Consider the following 19204-nt stretch of genomic DNA (forward strand, 5'->3'; position numbering starts at 1 on the left):
GTGCACGGCGCGGCACGGCGGCGCCTCCGAGGACGGGCGGGGCGCGGGGGAGCGTGCGAAGAGCCCGTCCGCGAAGAGCCCGTCGTCGACGCCGTCACGGAGCCCGGAGCACGCCGGCCCGGTGCTCGCCGTCAAGATCGACAACGTGGTCCCGGCCCGCCCCCAGACCGGCCTCGACGCCGCCGACATCGTGTACGCCGAGCAGGTCGAGGGAGGGCTGAGCCGGCTGATGGCCGTCTACGCCACGAAGCTGCCCCCGGTCGTCGGGCCGGTGCGCAGCGCGCGCGAGTCCGACCTGGAGCTGCTGCGCCAGTTCGACCGCCCCACGCTCGCCTTCTCCGGGGCGCAGCACAAACTGCTGCCGCTGATCGACAAGGCCCCGCTGTCCGCGGAGACACCCGACAAGCACCCGGGCGCCTACTTCCGGGGCTCCGGCCGGGCGGCCCCGCACAATCTCTACCTGCGCCCGGACCGGCTTCTGGCCTCCGCACCGGGCGCGGACGCGCTGACCACCGGTTTCCGCTACGGCCCGGCCCCCGCGGGCGGCCGTCCCGAGACCTCGCGCACGGTCCGCTACCCGGCGGCCCGGTTCGCCTTCACCTGGTCCGCGCGGCTCCACGGCTGGCAGGTGTCGATGGACGGCAGGCCGGCCGTCACCGTGGACGGCAGGCGGATGGCGCCCGCGACGGTGGTGGTGCAGCACGTGAGAGTACGCAGGTCGAGCCTGCACGACTCGCTCGGCAACCACACCCCGTACACCGAGACCGTGGGGGCCGGGACGGCGGAGGTGCTGCGGGACGGGCAGGTCCACGACGCCACCTGGAAGCGGGCGCGGGCGGCGGACGGCACCGAGTTCACGGCCGCCGACGGCGCGCCCGTGAACTTCGCCCGGGGCCAGGTCTGGGTGGTCCTCACCGGCCGGTGAGGCGCGTGCGTCGGGGCTGCGCTCCGTCGGGACTGCGCTTCATCGGAGGCGCGCTTCGTCAGAGCTGCGCTCCATCAGGGCTGCGCTCCGTCAGGGCTGCGCTCCGTCAGGGCTGCGCGGCGAGGGGTTCCGCCGGGTTGCGCAGCCCCTCGGCCGCGTCCGCGACGCGCCGGATGAGGTCGCAGAAGAGGGCCTGCTCCTCGGCGTTGAGCGGCCCCAGGAAGACCTGGTTCATCCGGGCGGTCCGCACGGTGAGCTTCCGGTGGACGCGCTCCCCCTCCCGGGTCAGCCGCAGCAGGAAGCGGCGGCCGTCCTGCGGGTCGCGCACCTTGTCGAGCAGCCCGCGGCGGCCGAGCCGGCTGATCACCTCGGCGATGGTGGACCGGTCGAGGCCCACCCGCTCCCCCACCGTGCGCTGGTCGAGCCCCGGCTCGGCGACGAGCGCGTTCAGGACCGCGAACTGCGGCGAGGTGGTCTCCTCGGAGACCATCGTGTTCCACAACAGGTAGTGCGCCTGCTGCAGCCGCCGGGCCAGGTGCCCGGGGTGGGTCGAGAGGTCCACCGCTGCCATGTGCGCTCCTCGCGTCGGTCCGTCGTTCGGTTCCGCGGCAATTTCGTAGGTGCACTGAACGATACCTCTCGCGAGCCATCGGCCGCACAGGCACGCATGAGCCACTGACCGGCACTTTTGCCCGGGTCTTGACTGATCACGCCACGAATGGCAGCGTGAGGGGAACCTCGACTAAATAATCAGTGCCCTGACTATCTGGGGTGCTGGACGCCCGGCAGAGATGAGGCTTCTTTCGATGGACAAGGTGGTCGCCACGGCCGTGGAGGCGGTGGCCGATGTGCCTGGGGGCGCGTCGCTGGCGGTGGGTGGTTTCGGGCTCAGCGGTGTGCCGAACGTGCTGATCCAGGCGCTGTACGAGCGCGGGGTCGGTGGGCTGTCGGTGGTTTCCAACAACTGCGGTGCGATGGAGTCCGGCCTGGCGGTGCTGCTCGCGGCCGGACGGATCGCGCGGGTGACCGGCTCCTACATCGGCGCGAACAAGGAGTTCGCCCGCCAGTACCTGGCCGGTGAGCTGGAGGTGGAGCTGATCCCCCAGGGCACGCTGGCCGAGCGGCTGCGGGCCGGCGGGGCCGGGATCCCCGCCTTCTACACCCCGGCCGGGGTGGGCACACAGGTCGCCGAGGGCGGACTGCCCTGGCGCTACGACGGCTCCGGCGGCGTCGCGCTGGCCTCGCCGCCCAAGGAGGTCCGCGCGTTCGACGGCACCGGGTACGTGCTCGAGCACGGCATCCGCACCGACTTCGCCCTGGTGCGGGCGGTGAAGGGCGACCGGCACGGGAACCTGGTGTTCAACAAGTCCTCCCGCAACTTCAACCCGCTGGCCGCGATGGCGGGCCGCATCACCATCGCCGAGGTGGAGGAGCTGGTCGAGCCGGGCGGGATCGACCCGGACGCGGTGCACCTGCCGGGCATCTTCGTCCAGCGGGTGGTGGCCCTCACCCCCGAGCAGGCCGCGGACAAGAAGATCGAGAAGATCACCGTGAGCAAGCCGGAAGAGGAGCGCGCCTGATGGCCTGGAGTCGTGAAGAGATGGCCGCCCGCGCCGCGCGGGAGCTGAAGGACGGCCAGTACGTCAACCTCGGCATCGGCCTGCCCACCCTGATCCCCAACTACCTGCCCGCCGGCGTCGAGGTCGTCCTGGAGTCCGAGAACGGCATCCTGGGCACCGGCCCCTACCCCACCGAGACGGAAGTCGACCCCGACCTGATCAACGCCGGCAAGGAGACCGTCACCGTCCTGCCCGGCGCCTCCTTCTTCGACTCGGCGCTGTCGTTCTCGATGATCCGCGGCGGCCACATCGACGTCGCCGTCCTCGGCGCCATGCAGGTCTCCGCCGGCGGCGACCTGGCCAACTGGGCCATCCCCGGCAAGATGATCACCGGGATCGGCGGGGCCATGGACCTCGTCCACGGCGCCCGCACGGTCATCGTGGTGATGACCCACACCGCCAAGGACGGCTCGGCGAAGATCCTGAAGGAGTGCGCGCTGCCGCTGACCGGCAGGCGTTGCGTGAACCGGATCATCACCGACCTCGGCGTCCTGGACGTCACCGCCGACGGACTGCTGCTCGTCGAGACCGCGCCCGGCGTCACCGTGGACGAGATCACCGCCAGGACCGACGCCGAGCTGACCGTAGCGGAGGGCCTGAAGTGAAGGACGCCGTGAAGGACGTCTACCTCGTCGACGCCGTACGCACCCCGATCGGCCGCTACAACGGCTCCCTGGCGTCGGTGCGCCCGGACGACCTGGCCGCCCACGCGATCCGCGAACTCCTCGCCCGCACCCCGGGGCTGGACCCGGCCCGGATCGAGGACGTGTACGTCGGCAACGCCAACGGCGCCGGCGAGGAGAACCGCAACGTCGCCCGCATGGCCGCGCTGCTGGCCGGCCTGCCCACCGGCGTGCCGGGCGTGACCGTCAACCGGCTGTGCGCCTCCGGTCTGGAGGCGGTGATCCAGGCCGCCCGCGCCATCGCCGTGGGCGACGCCTCCGTCGCCGTGGCCGGCGGTGTGGAGTCGATGACCCGCGCCCCCTACGTCCTGCCCAAGTCGGAGAGGCCGTTCCCGGCCGGGCACGCCGAGCTGTACTCCACCACCCTCGGCTGGCGCATGGTCAACCCGAAGATGGACCCGCAGTGGACGATCCCGCTGGGCGAGTCCGCCGAGCTCATCGCCGACAAGCACAAGATCAGCCGGGAGCAGCAGGACGAGTTCGCCCTCGCCTCCCACCAGAAGGCGGCCACGGCCCGGACCGAGGGCCTGTTCGACGCCGAACTCGCCCCGGTGACCATCCCGCAGCGCAAGGGCGACCCGGTCGTCTTCGCCGCCGACGAGTGCGTCCGCCCCGACGCCTCCCTGGCCGCGATGGCCAAGCTGAAGCCGTCCTTCCGCACCGCGAGCGAAGCGAGATGGGGGTCCCCCCGGCCGGAGGCTGGGGGAGGCACGGTCACCGCGGGCAACGCCTCGCCCCTCAACGACGGGGCCGCGGCCCTGCTCCTGGTGGACGCCGACGGCCTGAAGGCCACCGGCCGCGAACCCCTCGCCCGGATCTCGGCCACCGGCGTCTCGGCCACCGACCCGCACTACTTCGGCCTCGCCCCCGTCGAAGCCGTCCACCGCGCCCTGGCCAAGGCCGGCCGGACCTTCGCCGACCTCGACGTCCTCGAACTCAACGAGGCCTTCGCCGCCCAGGTCCTGGGCTGCCTGGCCGAGTGGCCCGAGTTCGACCCCGCGGTCCTCAACCCCCAGGGCGGCGCCATCGCCCTCGGCCACCCGCTCGGCGCCTCCGGCGCCCGCCTCGCCGGCACCGTCGCCCACCAGCTCGCCCGCAAGGGCAGCGGCATCGGCGTCGCCACCCTCTGCATCGGCGTCGGCCAGGGCCTCGCCCTCCTCCTCGAACGCTAAGGAAGTGTTGGGAAACCCCATGCCTCTCACTCAGCACGACATCGACCAGGAGATCGCGGCCGAACACGCCGCGTACGAGAAGCGCGTCGCCGACGGCGCCCCCGTGGAGCACCACCCGCGCCGCGACTACGCGCCGTACCGCTCCTCGGCGCTGCGTCACCCCAGGCAGCCGCTGGTCGCCATCGACGTGGCCAAGGACCCGGAGCTGGTCGAGCTGTCCTCGCCCGCGTTCGGCGAGCGGGACATCACCGGGATCGACAACGACCTCACCCGGCAGCACACCGGGGAGCCGATCGGCGAGCGGATCACCGTCTCCGGGCGGCTGCTGGACCGCGACGGGCGGCCGGTGCGCGGCCAGCTCGTCGAGATCTGGCAGGCCAACTCCGCCGGCCGCTACGCCCACCAGCGCGAGCAGCACGACGCCCCGCTGGACCCCAACTTCACCGGCGTGGGCCGTACGCTGACGGACGCGGACGGCTTCTACCGCTTCACCACGATCCAGCCGGGCCCGTACCCGTGGCGCAACCACGTCAACGCCTGGCGTCCGGCACACATCCACTTCTCGGTGTTCGGCACGGCGTTCACACAGCGGCTCGTGACGCAGATGTACTTCCCGAACGACCCGCTCTTCCCGTACGACCCGATCCTGCAGTCGGTGACGGACGACGCCGCCCGGCAGCGGCTGGTGGCCACCTACGACCACAGCCTGTCGGTGCCGGAGTTCTCGCTCGGCTACCACTGGGACATCGTGCTGGACGGCCCGCACGCCACCTGGACCGAAGAAGGACGCTGACCTGCCATGACGAAGATCGACACGAGCAGCCCGGAGAACGTGCTGCCCACCCCGTCGCACACGGTGGGCCCCTTCTACGGCTACGCGCTCCCCTTCAACGGCGGCGAGGACGTCGCGCCCCTGGGGCACCCGGACACGGTCACCGTGCACGGGTACGTGTACGACGGCGAGGGCCGGCCGCTGCCGGACGCCCTGGTGGAGGTGTGGGGGCCGGACCCGGACGGCAACCTGCCGGCCGTCGACGGCTCGATGCGGCGCGACCCGGCCTCCGGCGGCTTTCTCGGCCGCAACGGCGTGGAGTTCACCGGCTTCGGCCGCATCCAGACCGACACCGACGGCCACTGGTACGTGCGGACGCTGCGGCCCGGCGCGCGCGGGCAGAACGCCCCCTACCTCAGCGTGTGCGTGTTCGCCCGCGGGCTGCTCGTGCACCTGTTCACCCGGATCTACCTGCCCGGCGACGAGGCCGCGCTGGCCGCCGACCCGCTGCTCGGCCGGCTGGACGAGGAGCGGCGCGGCACGCTGATCGCGAAGCGGGAGGACAGCGGGGCGTACCGTTTCGACATCCGCCTTCAGGGCGAGGGCGAGACGGTCTTCCTGGAGTTCCGGTGACACCACCCGCTGCTGATCCGGCGTCCGCCGGCCTGGACGTGGGCCTGCTCGGCCCCGGCTGGGTGGGCTCCCCCGCCGCCTCCGCGACCGGCGACTTTGCCTACCTGGCGGCGCTGCTGGACGCGGAGGCCGCCCTCACCCGGGCCCAGGCCGCACTCGGCCTCGCCCCGGACCAGGCAGCCGAGGCGGTGACCCGGGCGGCGGATCCGGCCCGTTTCGACGTGGGCGCGCTCGCCCAGCGCGCCCGCGGCGGCGGGAACCCCGTCATCCCCCTGGTGGCGGACCTCACCAAGGCGGTGGGCGAGGAGTACGGCCCCTACGTCCACCGGGGTGCGACCAGCCAGGACATCATGGACACGGCGACGATGCTGGTCGCCGTGCGCACCCTGGACCTGGTCCTGGCCGACCTGGACCGCGCCGGGGAGGCGCTGGCCCGGCTGGCCGCCGAGCACCGCGACACCGTGATGCCGGGGCGGACGCTGACCCAGCACGCGGTGCCGACGACGTTCGGCCTGAAGGCGGCCGGGTGGCGGTCGCTGGTGCTGGACGCCCGGGACCGGATCGCCCGGGTGCGGGGCTCGCTGCCCGTCCAGCTCGGCGGCGCGGCGGGCACGTTGGCGGCCTTCTCGGCGTACGGCGCCGAGGACGTGACCGCGCTGGTCGCGGCGTACGCCCGGGAACTGGGCCTGTGCGAGCCGCTGCTGCCCTGGCACACGCTGCGCACCCCGGTCGCCGACCTCGCAGGATGCCTGGCCTTCGCCGCCGGGGCGCTGGGCAAGGTCGCGGTGGACGTGCTGGTGCTGTCCCGCACGGAGACCGCCGAACTCGCGGAGGGCAGTGGCGGCGGTTCGTCGGCCATGCCGCACAAGGCGAATCCCGTGCGGTCCACCCTGATCGCCGCCGCGGCCCGGCGCGCGCCGCAGCTCGCGGCGACGCTGTACGCCTCGCTGGCGGCCGAGGACGAGCGGCCGCCCGGTGCCTGGCACACCGAGTGGGAGCCGCTGCGGGAGCTGCTGCGGCTGGTCGGCGGCGCGGCCCGGGACGCCGTGGAGCTGACCGGGGGGCTGCGGGTGAACGCGGACGCGATGCGCGCGCACCTCCACCTCACCCACGGGCTGATCGTCTCCGAACGGCTGTCGGCCGAGCTGGCACCCGTGCTCGGCCGCGCCCGCGCGAAGGAACTGCTCACCGAACTCGCCCGCCGCTCCTACGCCGAGGACCGCAGCCTCGGCGAACTCCTGGCCGAACAGCCCGAGTTGAAGGGCGTCGAGCTGGACGAACTCACCGACCCCGCCCACTACACGGGTGCCGCCGCACCCCTCACCGACCGTGCTCTGGAGCGACGTTGACTCTGAACCACCTTGTCGAAGGCCCCGCTTCCGCCGCCCCGCTGCTGCTCGGGCCGTCACTGGGCACCTCGTACGCGCTGTGGGACAAGGTCGCCCCCGAGCTGTCGGTCTCCCACCGGGTGGTTCGCTGGGACCTGCCCGGGCACGGCGGTTCGCCGGCCGGGCTGATCGGCCCGGGTGCGACCGTCGGGGACCTCGCCGACCTGGTGCTGGCGCTCGCCGATTACCTCGGCATCGAGCGGTTCGCGTACGCGGGCGTGTCGCTGGGCGGTGCGGTGGGGCTGCATCTGGCCGTGCACCACCCCGAGCGCGTCGACTCGCTCGCCGTGATCTGCTCCTCGGCCCACTTCAACGGCGCCAAGCCGTGGCGGGAGCGGGCCGAGCAGGTCCGGCGGGACGGGCTGGACCGACTGGCCGAGAACGCGAACGCGCGGTGGTTCGCCGGTGACTTCACCGTGCCGGAGCTGGTCCGCGACCACCGGGAGGCCGACCCGGAGGCGTACGCCGCCTGCTGCGACGCGCTGGCCGCCTTCGACCTGACCGACCGGCTGCCGGAGATCGGCGCTCGCACGCTGCTGATCGCGGGCCGTGAGGATCCCGCCACCCCGCCCGCGCATCTGCGGCAGATCGCGGACGCGGTGCCGGGCTCGGCGCTGGTCGAGATCCCGGGCGCCTCGCACCTGGCGCCCGCACAGTGCCCTCAGGCCGTCCTGGCGGCGCTGCGCACCCACTTCGACGGTGCTCCCCGGCGGGGCATGGAGGTGCGGCGCGAGGTGCTCGGCGACGCGCACGTGGACCGGGCGCAGGCCCGGCAGACCCCGTTCACGGCCCGCTTCCAGGACTTCATCTCGCGCTACGCCTGGGGCGAGATCTGGACCGACCCGACGCTGACCCGCCGCGAGCGCAGCATGGTCACCCTGACGGCGCTGATCGCCCACGGCCACTACGACGAACTGGCCATGCACGTACGGGCGGCCCGCCGCAACGGGCTCACCCCCGAGGAGATCGGCGCGGTGCTGCTGCAGAGCGCCGTGTACTGCGGGGTCCCGGCGGCCAACTCGGCGTTCGCGGTGGCCCAGCGGGTGCTGGCGGAGGAGTCCGGCGAAAGCTGACCCCGGCAGCCGATGCGGGCGGCTCAGCACCCGGTGCGGTGGGGCCGGTGCGGTTCCCGGCTCCGGGGAGGGGGCCGCCGGGCGCGGCCCGCGGCCGCGGTCGGCGGCCTCCTTCCTGCACCCCGCCCGCGCCCGCGGGCCGACTCGGCCGCAGCCGTCCTGCTCCGCCCGTCCGGAGCCGGACCCGTGGTCGGTGCCCCGGGACGCACGGTGCGGGTGACCAGCCGCTCAGTACGGGAGCTACCGCAGACCGTGCTCCGAGTCCAGGACGTGCCGGGCCCGGTCCGCCAGGCCGTCCGCGCCGCAGGATTCGGCCAGGGCCAGTCCCCGCCGGAGTTCGGCGGCCGAGCGGGCGGCGATGCCGAACTCGACGCGGGCGACGGCGTGTTCGTACTGGCAGGGGGAGGCCTCCAGGTAGGTGACGGCCCGGGCGGCCAGGCCGACCGCGCGCCGGCCGGTCTCCAGGGCGGCGGCGCAGCGCAGGGCCTCCCCTATGGCGGTGTCGGTGCCGAACCGCTCGGCCTGGCGGCGGATGTCGGCGGCGAGCCGGCCGGCCCGGGCGGGGTCCTCGGTGGCGAGCGCGCGGGCCAGGTCGGCCGCCCAGGGCACCGTGACCGGGTTGTGGTGGCCGCGGGTGGCCGCCGCTTTCTCGGCCGCCTCCAGCTCGTTGACGCCCTCCTTGGTACGGCCGAGGGCGAGCAGCAGCCTGCCGCGTACGCTGCGCGGGTCGGGGATGATGATGGTGGACGGGTAGGGCGGGGTGAACCCGTGCCGCTCGGCGGCCTCCCACGCCTCCTCGACGTGGCCGCGGGCGAGCAGGGTGTCGACCAGGTTGCAGGTCGCGGTCCAGTGCAGGGGCAGTCCGCGGCCGACCCGTTCGGCGAGCCGCACCGACTCGCGCAGTGCCGTCTCGGCCTCGCGCAGCCGGCCGCGTCTGCGGTGGCCGAGGCCGACGTAGGCGTGCGCGAGGGCGAGGTGGCCGCCGCTCCAGCCCGCGCTCTCGTAGGCGCGCACGGCTTCGGTGCAGAGGGCCTCGGCGCGGTCGAGGCGGTCACTGAAGGCGTAGGCGGCGGTGAGCATCAGCAGCAGCTCAACGCCCCATTCGGTGTCGGTCCAGCCGAGCCCGGGTGCGAGGCGGCCGTTGACGAGGGCGCGGTCGCACAGTTCGACGACCTGCTCGGCGCTCTCGCCGCGGGTCATGGCGTCGAAGCCGCGCAGGATCAGCAGGGCGCGCTCGGCGTTGTCGCGTCCGGTGCAGCCCGCGGCGAGTCCGGCGAGCCGCTCGGAGCGGTCCGGCGAGATCGCCTCGCCGGCGTGCAGGCCCTCCCACATGTACTGCACGGCCTGCAGCCGCAGCCGGGTGGGCCCCGGTTCGTGGCAGGCGGCCTCCGCCTCCACCGTGCGGACGGCCTCCTCCAGCTGGTTGTTGTGGAGCAGGGCCTCGGACAGCCGCCATACGGCGTCCACGCGGGTGTCGCTGTCCAGGCCGGGCATGCTCAGCGCCCGCTGGAGGTGCTCGATGGTGGTGGCGGGCGCGGTCAGGAGTGCGGCGCAGCCCAGCTCGTAGAGCACGCGCGCGTGCACCTCGGGGGCCGGCGGTTCCAGCAGGGCCCGCTCCAGGCAGCGGCAGGCCGCGTCGGACGCGCCGACGGCGAGGTGTTCGCGGGCCGCCTGGCGCAGTTGCTCGACGAGTTCCTCGTCGTCGTCCGGGTGGACCTGAAGGAGGTGCCGGGAGGCCGCGGCGGCGCCGAGTCCGGAGTCGGTGACGACCTGGGCGGCGATGCCGTGCATGGCGGTGCGCAGGGCGTCCGGTATGGAGTTGTAGACGGCGGTGGCGATCAGCGGGTGCACGAACTCCAGCTCCCCGTCCCGGCCTTGCGCGGTCGCCGGGTCGGGTTCGGTGAGGATGCGGGCGTCGCACAGCAGCCGGGCGCAGCGTGCGGCGTCGCCGCGGCCCATGGTGGCGAGCCGGGCGACCAGGTCCACGGTGATGTCGGTGCCCAGGATGGCGGCGGCCCAGGCGAACCGGGTGGCGTCGATGCCGAGTTCCTCGAGGCGGGTGACGAGGCCGCCGCCGCGGGCGGAGCGGTTCAGGGCGCGCAGTTCGCCGGCCCGGGCCTCGACCGGTTCGAGTTCGCTGTCGCGCACCTTGGCGAGGAGTTCTACGGTCTCGTAGGGGTTGCCGCCGGTGACGGCCCACACCTCCCGGCAGAACGGAGCGTCGGCGTGCGGGCCGAGGGTGGCGCGGGTGAGCCCGGTGGTGGCCTCCGGGGTGAGGGCGCTCAGATCGCTGACGCCCGCGGCGGCGACGGCCGCGTCCAGGCTCCGGGCGCCGTCCCCGTCCGCCTCTTTGGGCCGACGGGCGATGACGACCAGCACGGACAGGTCGTCGAGGCGTTCGGCGAACGCGGCGAGCCAGCGCAGGGTCTCCTCGTCGGCCCAGTGGGCGTCGTCGACCAGCAGCACCAGCGGCCACTCGCGCTTGGCCAGCCGCCGGACCGCGGCGACCAGGCCGTCGCACACGCCCTGCGGGTCGGCCTGCCGGTCCCCGGGCTCCGCGATGCCGAGGGCGGGGCCGGCGATGTCGTACCAGTCGCCGAGGTACTCGCGGGCCTCCTCGGGCATCAGCGATATGAGCGCCGGCTGCAGCAACTGCCGTACCACGTTGAAGGGAACGGACCGGAGGGTCTCGCCGCCGCGCGCCGACCACACGGTGCAGCCGCGCTGTTCGGCGATGCGCCGGGTCTCGGCCAGCAGGGCGGTCTTGCCCAGTCCGGCCTCGCCCTGGAAGACCAGCAGGCCTCCCGAGGACGAACGGTCGGCGCACAGGGCGTCGACCGCGTGCTGGACGGTGGTGATCTCCTCGTCGCGCTCCCACAGGGAAGCCGAGGCGGCCGTGCCCGGCCGTACCTCCGTCATCCCGCTACCTCCCAAGTCGCCCGATGGCGTGCAGACTTCGAGCCTAGCCGCCGAGCGGCCGCGGTGGAGAGGGTCTTCGCGCCTGTTGCCATGACGGGTGACCTGCGGTACGGGAGGGCGACGGGGCGGGCCCGTGACCAGTGCGGGCGGGCCCGGGAAGTCAACAGGCGTACGGCGTGGGCGGGTGGCGGACGACGGGTGGCGGGAACGGACCGGGCCCGAGGCCGGCTCCGGAGCCGGGTCCTCTCATCGGGCTTTCACGCACGCCTCATACGGTGGGGGTATGACGCAGGCGACTCCTCCCGGGTGGTACCCCGACCCGGGGCAGACAAGTGACGGCCCCGCCACCGAGCGCTGGTGGGACGGTAAGGCGTGGACGGACCGGATCCGCCCGGCAGGGTCGGCCGCCGTATGGGGTCCCCCGACGCAGCCGCCGGCCGCCGGGCCGTACCCGGCACATCCGGGATACGAGGGGCACCCAGGGCATCCAGGGCGCTCGGGATATTCGGGATATTCGGGGTATCCCGGTTTCCCGGTCCATCCGCCGGCTTCCTCGCGCCGCGGTCTGCGCACCGGCATCGCCATCACCCTGGCCGCGGCGGTGCTGGCGAGCATCGGCGTCGGTGTGTACGCGCTGAGCAAGGACGGCGGCGGCAGCGGCAGCCGGGCCGAGTCGCAGCAGGGGACGGGCGGCCGGGGCGGCGGTCCGGGCGAGAAGGGTGACCCCTTCGGCGGATCGGGCGGATCGGGTGACTCGGGCGGGTCCGGTGACGACCGGTTGGAGTCGCCGAAGATCAGGAGCGGTTCGGTGACCGACGTGATCAGCGGCATCAGCCTGCCCATACCCGACGGCTGGTACGGCCAGCAGTTCGCGATGGGCGCCCAGGTCACCTCCAGCGACTCCTACAAGTGCCCCGGCGACACCGGCAAGAGCTGCACCGGGGGCGGCGCCTACTCGACACCCGCGGCCGCGCTGGGCGCTCGGGGCAGTACGGCGGAGGAGGTCGCCAAGGCCGACATCGCGGCGAATGCCGAGAATTCCTACGGCGGCACGGCCTACGGCGGGATCACCTCGCACCAGGTGCTGGCCTCCGAGGCGGTGACGGTGGCCGGGCAGAAGGGGTACCTGGTCCGCTGGAAGGCCATCACCCGTGAGGGTGCCGACGGTTACGTGGAATCACTGGCCTTTCCCTCGCCGGCGAACGCGCGGCAGATGGTCGTCGTCCGCTTCGGCCTGGACGTGGGGCAGAAGCAGTCCGTGATCGACGAGATCACCCGGGGCATCAAGGCGAGTGCGGGCGGCGGCGACGGCAGGAACGTCTGAGCCGCCCCGGACAGTCGCCCCGGACAGCCGCTCCGGACACACGTCGGCCGGGTGGGGCGCCCCTCCACTCCAGGGGTACCCCACCCGGCCGGGGTGCGCGCCGCCCCCGTCCCCACGGTGCGGCGCGAGCAGGTCACCGTCCGGTCATCCCGTGGACGGCGGCCTGGGCCGTGAGCCGAGGCCGAGCGCGGGCAGCACCGCGGCCTCCATGAACCGGACCAGATAGTCCGGGTCGGCGTACTCGCCCTCCAGCACGGGCCGGATGCGCAGGACGCCGAACAACTGCGCGGGCACGAACTCCAGCGCCGGGTTGCCGGCGTCGACCTCGCCGCGCTCCACCCCGCGCCGCAGGATCTCCCGCAGCGCGGCGACCTCCGGCTCCACGAGCGTCTCACGCAGCGCCCGCTTCAGCTCGGAGTCCGTCGTGATCGCGTGCCCGAGCGCCTGGAGGAGGCGGGTGTCCTGGCCCGACCACTCCCCCGCGGTCCGCGCGACCTGCCGCAGGTCCTCGGCGAGCGAGCCGGTGTCGATGCCGGTGAAGCGCGAGCGGCTGCTGGAGCGCAGGGCGGCCGCCACGAACCGCGGCTTGGTCCGCCACTGCCGGTAGAGCGTGGACTTGCTGCACCGGGTGGTGGCGGCGACGCCCTCCATGGTGACGGCGTCGTAGCCGCACTCGCGGATCTGCTCGAGCACGGCGTCGAAGAACTCCTGCTCACGCTCGGGCGTGAGCCTGGAGCGGCGCGGGGCGACAACCGTCTCCGGTCGGTCCACGGCCTGCGGCGCCATCGCTCTGCTCCTCACTCGTGTCCGCTCGTGTCCAGTCGCGTCCGGAAGGCTCGGTGCCCGCTCTCCTCCGGCGCAACCCATCGATACGCGAGTGTAGCGGTACGGGAACGTATCGGTACGCCATCGTATCGATGTCGGGGCAGATTGATGAGGGCCGGAGCGTCCTCCCTGTCCGCAGGACGGACCGCGGCATGTGATCATGGTTTCTACCAGGCTTGCGCAGTGGGCGAGTTGAGGACGTCACCGGGGAGGATGGCCAGCGTGAGACATGTTGCCGACGCCGTCCTTGCCGTGGCCGTGCGCGCCGCGCGGGTCGGCCGGGAAGATCTGGAACGCCGCCCCGCCCGCTCCGGGCACCGGCGCGGCCCGCACTGCTGACGGCATGGGAATCTCACCGGCGCCGGAGCGCCGTGCGCCGGACCAACGGGGGCGCCCGTCCGCGGTGGCGCACGAGCGCGACTCACGGAGTGTTCACGCGGGCAAGCGCGTGCCCGGCGCACGGGGCGCCGCGGCGACGCGTGGAAACCGGCGGGTCAAACGGGGCGAGGCCGCGGCGGTCCGGCCACGCACCGGACGTACCGGGCGGGCGGCCGTGCCCGCGAAGGGCCGCCGCCCGCACCCTGCCGTGGCGCGGCTGCGGCGGGCCTGGGACCGGCCGCTGACCGCCTACTACCTGGTGGCGGGCAGTGCGGTGCTGCTCGCCGTCCTGGGGCTGGTGATGGTGTTCTCCTCCTCCCAGATCCAGGCCCTGCGCCAGGGCCTGCCGCCGACGTTCTACCTACGGCAGCAGGCCCTGGCCGCGGCGATCGGCGCCGCCCTGGCGCTGCCGGCGGCCCGGATGCCGGTGAAGCGGCACCGGTGGCTGGCCTATCCGCTGCTGGGCGGGTCCATACTGCTGCTGGCGCTGGTGCAGGTGCCGGGGCTGGGACGGACCGTCAACGGCCAGACCAACTGGCTTTCCCTGGGCGGCCCGTTCGCGGTGCAGCCCGGTGAGTTCGCCAAGGTCGCGTTCCTCGTGTGGGGCGCGGACCTGCTGGCCCGCAAGCAGCGGCACAGGCTGCTGGACCAGTGGAAGCACCTGCTCGTACCACTGGTGCCCGGCGCGCTGCTGCTGTCGGGACTGCTGATGCTCGGCGGTGACATGGGGACCGCGGTCATCCTGTGGGCGGTGCTGTTCGGCCTGCTGTGGCTGGCCGGTGCGCCGCCGCGGCTGTTCGGGGCCGCCCTGGCGGGCGCGGGACTGCTCGCCGCCGCGCTGATCGCCACCAGTCCGCACCGCGTGTCCCGGTTCGCCTGCCTCGGCGCGAGCGACCCCGGCCCGGACGACCAGTGCTGGCAGGTGGTGCACGGTCTGTACGCGCTGTCCACGGGCGGCCCGTTCGGCAACGGCATCGGCGCGAGCATCGAGAAGTGGGGCCAACTGCCCGAGCCGCACACCGACTTCATCTTCGCCGTCATCGGGGAGGAGCTCGGGCTGGTCGGCACCCTGTCCGTACTGGCCCTGTTCGCGGCGCTGTGCGCGGGCGGCCTGCGGATCGCCGGCCGCAGCACCGACCCGTTCGTCCGTCTGGCGGCGGGCTCCATCGTCACCTGGCTCTCGGTCCAGGCCGCCATCAACATCGGCGGGGTCCTCGGGCTGGTGCCGATCGCGGGCGTACCCCTGCCGCTGTTCTCCTACGGCGGCAGCGCGCTGGTCTCCGCCCTGTACGCGGTGGGGCTCCTGCTCGCCGCGACCCGCGGCGAACCCGCGGTCCGCGCGGCCCTGGCCGGCCGCGGGCGGAGGCTGCGCTCGGTCCTGCCGCGCCGAGCGGACCCGTCCGCGGGGCGCGGAGCCGGCGGACCGGCGCGCCGGTGACGATCCTGGCCCGGCGGCCGTCGCGCTCGGCCCCGAGGGCGAGCACCCGGTGCGTCTCGCGGCACAGGTCGGGCGCGTTCGCCTACGTCCCCTGCCGGGGCGGGCGTCGATGCTCTCGCCGGTGTCCGGGGTGACGCCCTCCCCCGGTACGCCGGGGGAGGTCATGCCGAGCACCTCAGGCAGGCGCGGACTTCGCGGCCGCTGTGCGTCTGATGGACCTCGGTCGACTGTGCGAGGTACTGGACGATGCCGGTGCCGCGGCCGTGCTCGTCCGGGGCGGTGTCGGGGCGGGGGCGCTCCACGGCCGTTCCGGAGTCACTGACCACGATGTGCAAGGTGCCGTTGTCGAGGACGAGCAGCAGGGTCATGCGCTCGCGGCCGTACCGGGCGGCGTTGGCGGCGAGTTCGTCGACGATGAGAACGGCGGAGTCCCGCTCGCTTTCGGGAACGCTCCAGGTCTCCAGCAGGTCGGCCGCGAAGTGACGAGCGGCGGAGACGTGCGCCTCCTGCGCGGGCAGGGTGAGCAGCGCCTCGTGGCGGCAGCGCCGGGGGAGCAGTGAACTCGGGCGGGGGGAATCGGCTGCAAACATGGTCTTCTGGCTCTTCCGTGGATGTGCGGAGACCGGGACGAGAGGGACCGTCGACGACTTCGCAGGGCAGTCGGTATGCCGGATCCTGCAGGGAGCGCTCAGTCAGTTCCACGCACGGCGCACACCGAACGGTTCGAGCCGTTCGCACCTTTTACCCGACTTCTTGCGGGTCGGTTCGATGCCGGCGGAGGGCTGATCCCGCCCGCCTTCCCCTGCCGCAGGACGCACCGGGAGGAGTCGGTCCGGTGCGTCAGGAGCCCGCCCGGCACAGGGCCGGGCGGGCTCCTGACGACCTCACGCCCGGACCGTGACCAGCTTCTGGCCGTTGCCGGCGACGATCTCGAAGTGCTCGATGGCACCCGGCGACATGGGGACCGCCCCTGGGATCGCGGTGCCGGGAGGGTACTCGCCCGCCCGCCAGCTGGCGCCGTCCGCCCTGGCCCCGCCGGGCCCGACCGCCTGCAGCCGGCAGGTGATTCCGGCGGGCGCCCCCTTGGCGGAGACCTGCAGGACGCTGCCCCAGGCAGAGGGCGAGACCTTCACCGAGGCGGAGACGCCGGTGGTGGGATCGCTTCCGGAAAAGGTGCGCGAGGGCGCCGGCGCGGTCGGTCCGGGCGGCTTCGCCTCACTGCCCACGGATCCGACGGTCGCCAGCCATGTGCCGCCGGCCGCTCCCGCGATGAGCATCAGGGAGGCGGCGACGCCGGCCAGCTGCAGCCGCCACGTCCTGCGGCGCCGGGCCGCGGCTTGCCGGAGCAGCCTCTCCAGCACCCCCGCCTCGCCCGCCTGCGGCACCGCGGCCACGGCGGGCCGTGCGGGCAAAGAGCCCTGCGCGCTCTCGGCCGCCCGCGCCACCAGCCGGTCGGCCAGGTCCCCGTCGGCAGCCGGCACCGTCCGGCCTGCGGCCTCGGCCTCGGTCACCGTCGCCAGCAGCGCGGGCAGTCCCGCCAGCTGGGCGTGTTCCGCCCGGCACTCGGCGCATCCCGCGAGGTGGTCGCGCACCTGTTCCCTCTCCGCCGGGGGCAGCGTGCCCAGGACGTATCCTCCCAGCGCCAGCCGGAGGGCGTCGTGCTCCCCGCTCATGGCCGTCACCTCCCGCGTGCCGCGGTCATGGCTCGATGCCCCGTTCCCGCAGTGCCAGCCGCAGGGCGTGCAGGGCGTAGTACGTCCGCGACTTCACGGTGCCCAGCGGGATGCCCAGCACCCGTGCGGCCTCCGCCATGGTCCGGCCCCGGTAGTAGGTCTCCAGCAGGACCGCACGGTGGTCCGGGGACAGCGTCCGGACGGCCTCGGCCACCGCCCAGCTCTGCAGTGCCTGCTCGATCCCGTCCTCGCCCGGCGCCTGCTCGGCGGCCCGCTCCAGCGCCTCGCCGCCGGCCTCGGACGGCCTGGCCTGCCGGGCCCGGTGAGCGTCGATGACCAGGCGCCGGGCGACCGTGCACAGCCATGCCCGGGCCGGGCCTCGTGCGGGGTCGAACGCGGCGGGATGCTGCCACGCCCGCAGCAACGTCTCCTGCACGACATCCTTCGCCCATTGCCAGTCTCCTGAGGTCAGCCGGAGCACGTAGTGGAACAGGGGTCCGGCGTGCTCGGCATACAGAGTGCGCAGCAGTTCCTCGTCCGCGGCCGAAAGGGCCCCTTTCCCAGAGACACGGTGCGCGGAGCGATCCGGATCGGTCCTTGGGCCACGTTTTCGGGAGCTCCAGGACATGAGGCGATCATTGCTCATATTCGCTGCTTTGTCTTGTGACGATCTGCACGGCGACGGTGACGCACCGCAGGCGGTGCGGGCGGAGCGCCGGAGAGCCGACCGATCCACCGCCCCAAAAGAAGTGCCGCAAAAAGTGCATATCGACCGAACCGTGCACCCCCCGCCATCCGTGAAGTCGGACAAGAGCTGACATGTGCGGCATTTCTCGCTCACCCCTCAGAACAGGCACCGCCGGCCTACGACGCGTCACCCCTGGGCCGCGGACGGGGAACCGCTGTATGCCGCCTGCACCTTCGAGGAACGAACACCATGTACCTGAACTTTCGTGCACCCGGCCGGCGGTCACGCGCCGCTGCCGGACTCGCCGTCGCCACCGTCGCCACCGCCGGTGCGTTGGGGCTCCTGAGCGCATGCGGCCAGTCGTCGCACTCCTCGGCCACCGGCGCCGGTGCCCTCACACCTGGACGGGGGCAGCACCAGACGGCCGGGATGCCCGGTGCCTCCGGGCCGGGAAACGCGGCGGGCTCCGCTCCCGGCGCCTCGCCCATGCCCAGCATGAGCATGCCCATGAGTCCCCCGAGTACGGGTTCGTCGGCCGCGCCGGTGACCGGGAACGTCGTGGCGATCAAGAACTTCGCGTTCTCCCCGGCCACACTGAAGGTCAAAGCGGGCACGACGGTGACCTGGACCAATCAGGACACCGACGCCCACACCGTCACCAGCGCCAAAGCGGGCGGTCCGCTGCACTCGGCCGCCCTGGCCACCCACGCCGCCTACAGCTACAGGTTCACCAAGCCCGGCGCCTACGCCTACCTCTGCACCATCCACCCGTTCATGACCGCCACCGTGGAGGTGACCCGATGACCGAGTACCACGACAGCGGCGACCCGGCGCCGGTGGACGACACCGAACGGCCCGCCGGACCGAACGGCATGACCCGACGCCAACTCCTGCGGCACGCGGGGTGGTTCGGCGGGGCCGTGGTGCTGACCGTGGCCAGTGGAGAGGTGATCAGCCACATCGCCGACTCCCGGAACACCGCTGCCGCCGCAGCGGCGGGCGGCACGACGGCAAGCGGCGCACTGCGGTTCGTGCAGGTCTCCGACAGCCACATCGGCTTCCAGGGCCCGGCGAACATGGACGTGGCCGGCTCCTTCACAGAAGCGATCCACCAGGTCAACTCCCTCGGCTTCCGGCCCGACTTCGTCATGCACAGCGGCGACCTCACCCACCTGTCCACGGCGGCACAGTTCGACCAGGTCAGGCAGATGATGACCGGTATGCAGACGGATCGCGTCTTCACCGTGCCGGGTGAGCACGACTCCATCGGCGACGCCGGCCGCGCCTACCGGCAGACCTTCGGCAAGGGCACGCTCGGCGACGGCTGGTACAGCTTCGACACCCACGGCGTGCACTTCGTCGCCCTGGTCAACACCCTGAGCCTGGAGAAGCTCGGTCACCTCGGCAACGAGCAGATCGCATTCGTCCGCAGGGACCTCGCGGGGCTGTCGCCGGACACCCCCGTCGTGGTCTTCAGCCACATCCCGCTGTTCGCCATGTACCCGAAGTGGGGCTGGAGTACGGACGACGCCTTGCGGGTCATCGCGCTCCTGCGCCGCTTCTCTTCGGTCACCTGTCTCAACGGGCACGTCCACCAGCTGTTCACGAAGACGGAGGGCAACATCACGTTCCACTCCGCCACCACCACGGCCTACCCGCTGCCGAAACCGGGCCGGGCCCCTGCCCCCACCCCC

The 19204-nt window shown here is 73.4% G+C and carries 18 protein-coding genes; 12 read left to right on the plus strand and 6 right to left on the minus strand.

Annotation, left to right across the window (positions count from 1 at the left end):
• Nucleotides 1–925 (plus strand): DUF3048 domain-containing protein (locus tag C1I97_RS11920; protein ID WP_111003188.1); only part of this gene is annotated, 925 nt, incomplete at its 5' end.
• A gap of 106 nt (nt 926–1031) precedes the next feature.
• Here the strand turns inward: C1I97_RS11920 and C1I97_RS11925 are convergent.
• Nucleotides 1032–1496, minus strand: a complete 465-nt coding sequence (locus C1I97_RS11925; RefSeq protein WP_111003189.1) for a MarR family winged helix-turn-helix transcriptional regulator — start codon at nt 1494–1496, stop codon at nt 1032–1034.
• Nucleotides 1497–1731: 235 nt separating this feature from the next.
• Between C1I97_RS11925 and C1I97_RS11930 the strand changes: the two genes are divergently transcribed.
• The 7 genes from C1I97_RS11930 to pcaDC are packed head-to-tail and all read left to right on the plus strand — an operon-like array spanning nt 1732 to nt 8265.
• Entirely contained in the window at nt 1732–2505 is a 774-nt protein-coding gene (locus C1I97_RS11930; RefSeq protein WP_111003190.1) for a CoA transferase subunit A, read from the plus strand.
• Entirely contained in the window at nt 2505–3149 is a 645-nt protein-coding gene (locus tag C1I97_RS11935; protein WP_111003191.1) for a CoA transferase subunit B, read from the plus strand. The genes C1I97_RS11930 and C1I97_RS11935 overlap by 1 nt, the downstream gene beginning before the upstream one ends.
• Nucleotides 3150–3157: 8 nt before the next feature.
• Complete coding sequence (locus C1I97_RS11940; RefSeq protein WP_111003205.1) at nt 3158–4399, plus strand: thiolase family protein; 1242 nt, start codon at nt 3158–3160, stop codon at nt 4397–4399.
• Between the two features lie 19 nt (nt 4400–4418).
• Nucleotides 4419–5192 carry a protocatechuate 3,4-dioxygenase subunit beta gene (pcaH, locus tag C1I97_RS11945; RefSeq protein WP_111003192.1) on the plus strand — a complete coding sequence of 258 codons (774 nt, stop codon included), beginning with the start codon at nt 4419–4421 and terminating at the stop codon, nt 5190–5192.
• 6 nt (nt 5193–5198) lie between these two features.
• Nucleotides 5199–5804: a protocatechuate 3,4-dioxygenase subunit alpha gene (gene pcaG, locus C1I97_RS11950; protein WP_111003193.1), complete on the plus strand. Its 606-nt coding sequence runs from the start codon at nt 5199–5201 to the stop codon at nt 5802–5804.
• Nucleotides 5801–7153, plus strand: coding sequence for a 3-carboxy-cis,cis-muconate cycloisomerase (pcaB, locus tag C1I97_RS11955; RefSeq protein WP_111003194.1), 1353 nt, complete (start codon nt 5801–5803; stop codon nt 7151–7153). Before pcaG ends, pcaB begins: the two co-directional genes overlap by 4 nt.
• The gene (gene pcaDC, locus C1I97_RS11960; protein WP_111003195.1) at nt 7150–8265 is read left to right on the plus strand and encodes a bifunctional 3-oxoadipate enol-lactonase/4-carboxymuconolactone decarboxylase PcaDC; all 1116 of its coding nucleotides are present in this window, start codon (nt 7150–7152) and stop codon (nt 8263–8265) included. Before pcaB ends, pcaDC begins: the two co-directional genes overlap by 4 nt.
• A gap of 240 nt (nt 8266–8505) precedes the next feature.
• Here pcaDC and C1I97_RS11965 read toward each other — a convergent pair whose 3' ends face one another.
• A complete protein-coding gene (locus tag C1I97_RS11965; protein ID WP_111003196.1) occupies nt 8506–11184 on the minus strand; it encodes an ATP-binding protein in 2679 nt (892 codons plus the stop codon).
• A 283-nt stretch (nt 11185–11467) separates the two neighbouring features.
• Between C1I97_RS11965 and C1I97_RS11970 the strand changes: the two genes are divergently transcribed.
• Nucleotides 11468–12508, plus strand: coding sequence for a DUF2510 domain-containing protein (locus C1I97_RS11970; RefSeq protein WP_111003197.1), 1041 nt, complete (start codon nt 11468–11470; stop codon nt 12506–12508).
• A 144-nt stretch (nt 12509–12652) separates the two neighbouring features.
• On the opposite strand, the gene C1I97_RS11975 is transcribed toward C1I97_RS11970, so the two are convergent.
• Entirely contained in the window at nt 12653–13294 is a 642-nt protein-coding gene (locus C1I97_RS11975) for a TetR/AcrR family transcriptional regulator (RefSeq protein ID WP_111003198.1), read from the minus strand.
• A gap of 382 nt (nt 13295–13676) precedes the next feature.
• Here C1I97_RS11975 and ftsW point away from each other — a divergent pair, with 382 nt between their 5' ends.
• The gene (ftsW, locus tag C1I97_RS11980; RefSeq protein WP_111003199.1) at nt 13677–15149 is read left to right on the plus strand and encodes a putative lipid II flippase FtsW; all 1473 of its coding nucleotides are present in this window, start codon (nt 13677–13679) and stop codon (nt 15147–15149) included.
• Between the two features lie 161 nt (nt 15150–15310).
• On the opposite strand, the gene C1I97_RS11985 is transcribed toward ftsW, so the two are convergent.
• The 3 genes from C1I97_RS11985 to C1I97_RS11995 form a co-directional block, all read right to left on the minus strand.
• Complete coding sequence (locus C1I97_RS11985) at nt 15311–15739, minus strand: ATP-binding protein (RefSeq protein ID WP_111003200.1); 429 nt, start codon at nt 15737–15739, stop codon at nt 15311–15313.
• A gap of 294 nt (nt 15740–16033) precedes the next feature.
• Complete coding sequence (locus C1I97_RS42470) at nt 16034–16822, minus strand: anti-sigma factor family protein (RefSeq protein ID WP_111003201.1); 789 nt, start codon at nt 16820–16822, stop codon at nt 16034–16036.
• A gap of 25 nt (nt 16823–16847) precedes the next feature.
• Complete coding sequence (locus C1I97_RS11995) at nt 16848–17450, minus strand: sigma-70 family RNA polymerase sigma factor (protein ID WP_111003202.1); 603 nt, start codon at nt 17448–17450, stop codon at nt 16848–16850.
• Nucleotides 17451–18017: 567 nt separating this feature from the next.
• Here C1I97_RS11995 and C1I97_RS12000 point away from each other — a divergent pair.
• Nucleotides 18018–18314, plus strand: coding sequence for a plastocyanin/azurin family copper-binding protein (locus C1I97_RS12000; protein ID WP_111003203.1), 297 nt, complete (start codon nt 18018–18020; stop codon nt 18312–18314).
• Nucleotides 18311–19204: metallophosphoesterase family protein (locus C1I97_RS12005; RefSeq protein WP_111003204.1), on the plus strand; the 894-nt coding region annotated here is incomplete at its 3' end. The genes C1I97_RS12000 and C1I97_RS12005, both read left to right, overlap by 4 nt.

The sequence above is a fragment of the Streptomyces sp. NTH33 genome (genome assembly GCF_003236365.1).
GTDB lineage: Bacteria > Actinomycetota > Actinomycetes > Streptomycetales > Streptomycetaceae > Streptomyces.

Excerpts from the sequence above, each read along its gene's own strand:
- C1I97_RS11925 (WP_111003189.1), bottom strand. The coding sequence starts at position 1,496 with ATGGCAGCGGTGGACCTCTCGACCCACCCCGGGCACCTGGCCCGGCGG.
- C1I97_RS11930 (WP_111003190.1), top strand. The coding sequence starts at position 1,732 with ATGGACAAGGTGGTCGCCACGGCCGTGGAGGCGGTGGCCGATGTGCCT.
- C1I97_RS11935 (WP_111003191.1), top strand. The coding sequence starts at position 2,505 with ATGGCCTGGAGTCGTGAAGAGATGGCCGCCCGCGCCGCGCGGGAGCTG.
- pcaH (WP_111003192.1), top strand. The coding sequence starts at position 4,419 with ATGCCTCTCACTCAGCACGACATCGACCAGGAGATCGCGGCCGAACAC.
- pcaG (WP_111003193.1), top strand. The coding sequence starts at position 5,199 with ATGACGAAGATCGACACGAGCAGCCCGGAGAACGTGCTGCCCACCCCG.
- C1I97_RS11965 (WP_111003196.1), bottom strand. The coding sequence starts at position 11,184 with ATGACGGAGGTACGGCCGGGCACGGCCGCCTCGGCTTCCCTGTGGGAG.
- C1I97_RS11970 (WP_111003197.1), top strand. The coding sequence starts at position 11,468 with ATGACGCAGGCGACTCCTCCCGGGTGGTACCCCGACCCGGGGCAGACA.
- C1I97_RS11975 (WP_111003198.1), bottom strand. The coding sequence starts at position 13,294 with ATGGCGCCGCAGGCCGTGGACCGACCGGAGACGGTTGTCGCCCCGCGC.
- ftsW (WP_111003199.1), top strand. The coding sequence starts at position 13,677 with ATGGGAATCTCACCGGCGCCGGAGCGCCGTGCGCCGGACCAACGGGGG.
- C1I97_RS11985 (WP_111003200.1), bottom strand. The coding sequence starts at position 15,739 with ATGTTTGCAGCCGATTCCCCCCGCCCGAGTTCACTGCTCCCCCGGCGC.
- C1I97_RS42470 (WP_111003201.1), bottom strand. The coding sequence starts at position 16,822 with ATGAGCGGGGAGCACGACGCCCTCCGGCTGGCGCTGGGAGGATACGTC.
- C1I97_RS11995 (WP_111003202.1), bottom strand. The coding sequence starts at position 17,450 with ATGTCCTGGAGCTCCCGAAAACGTGGCCCAAGGACCGATCCGGATCGC.
- C1I97_RS12000 (WP_111003203.1), top strand. The coding sequence starts at position 18,018 with ATGAGTCCCCCGAGTACGGGTTCGTCGGCCGCGCCGGTGACCGGGAAC.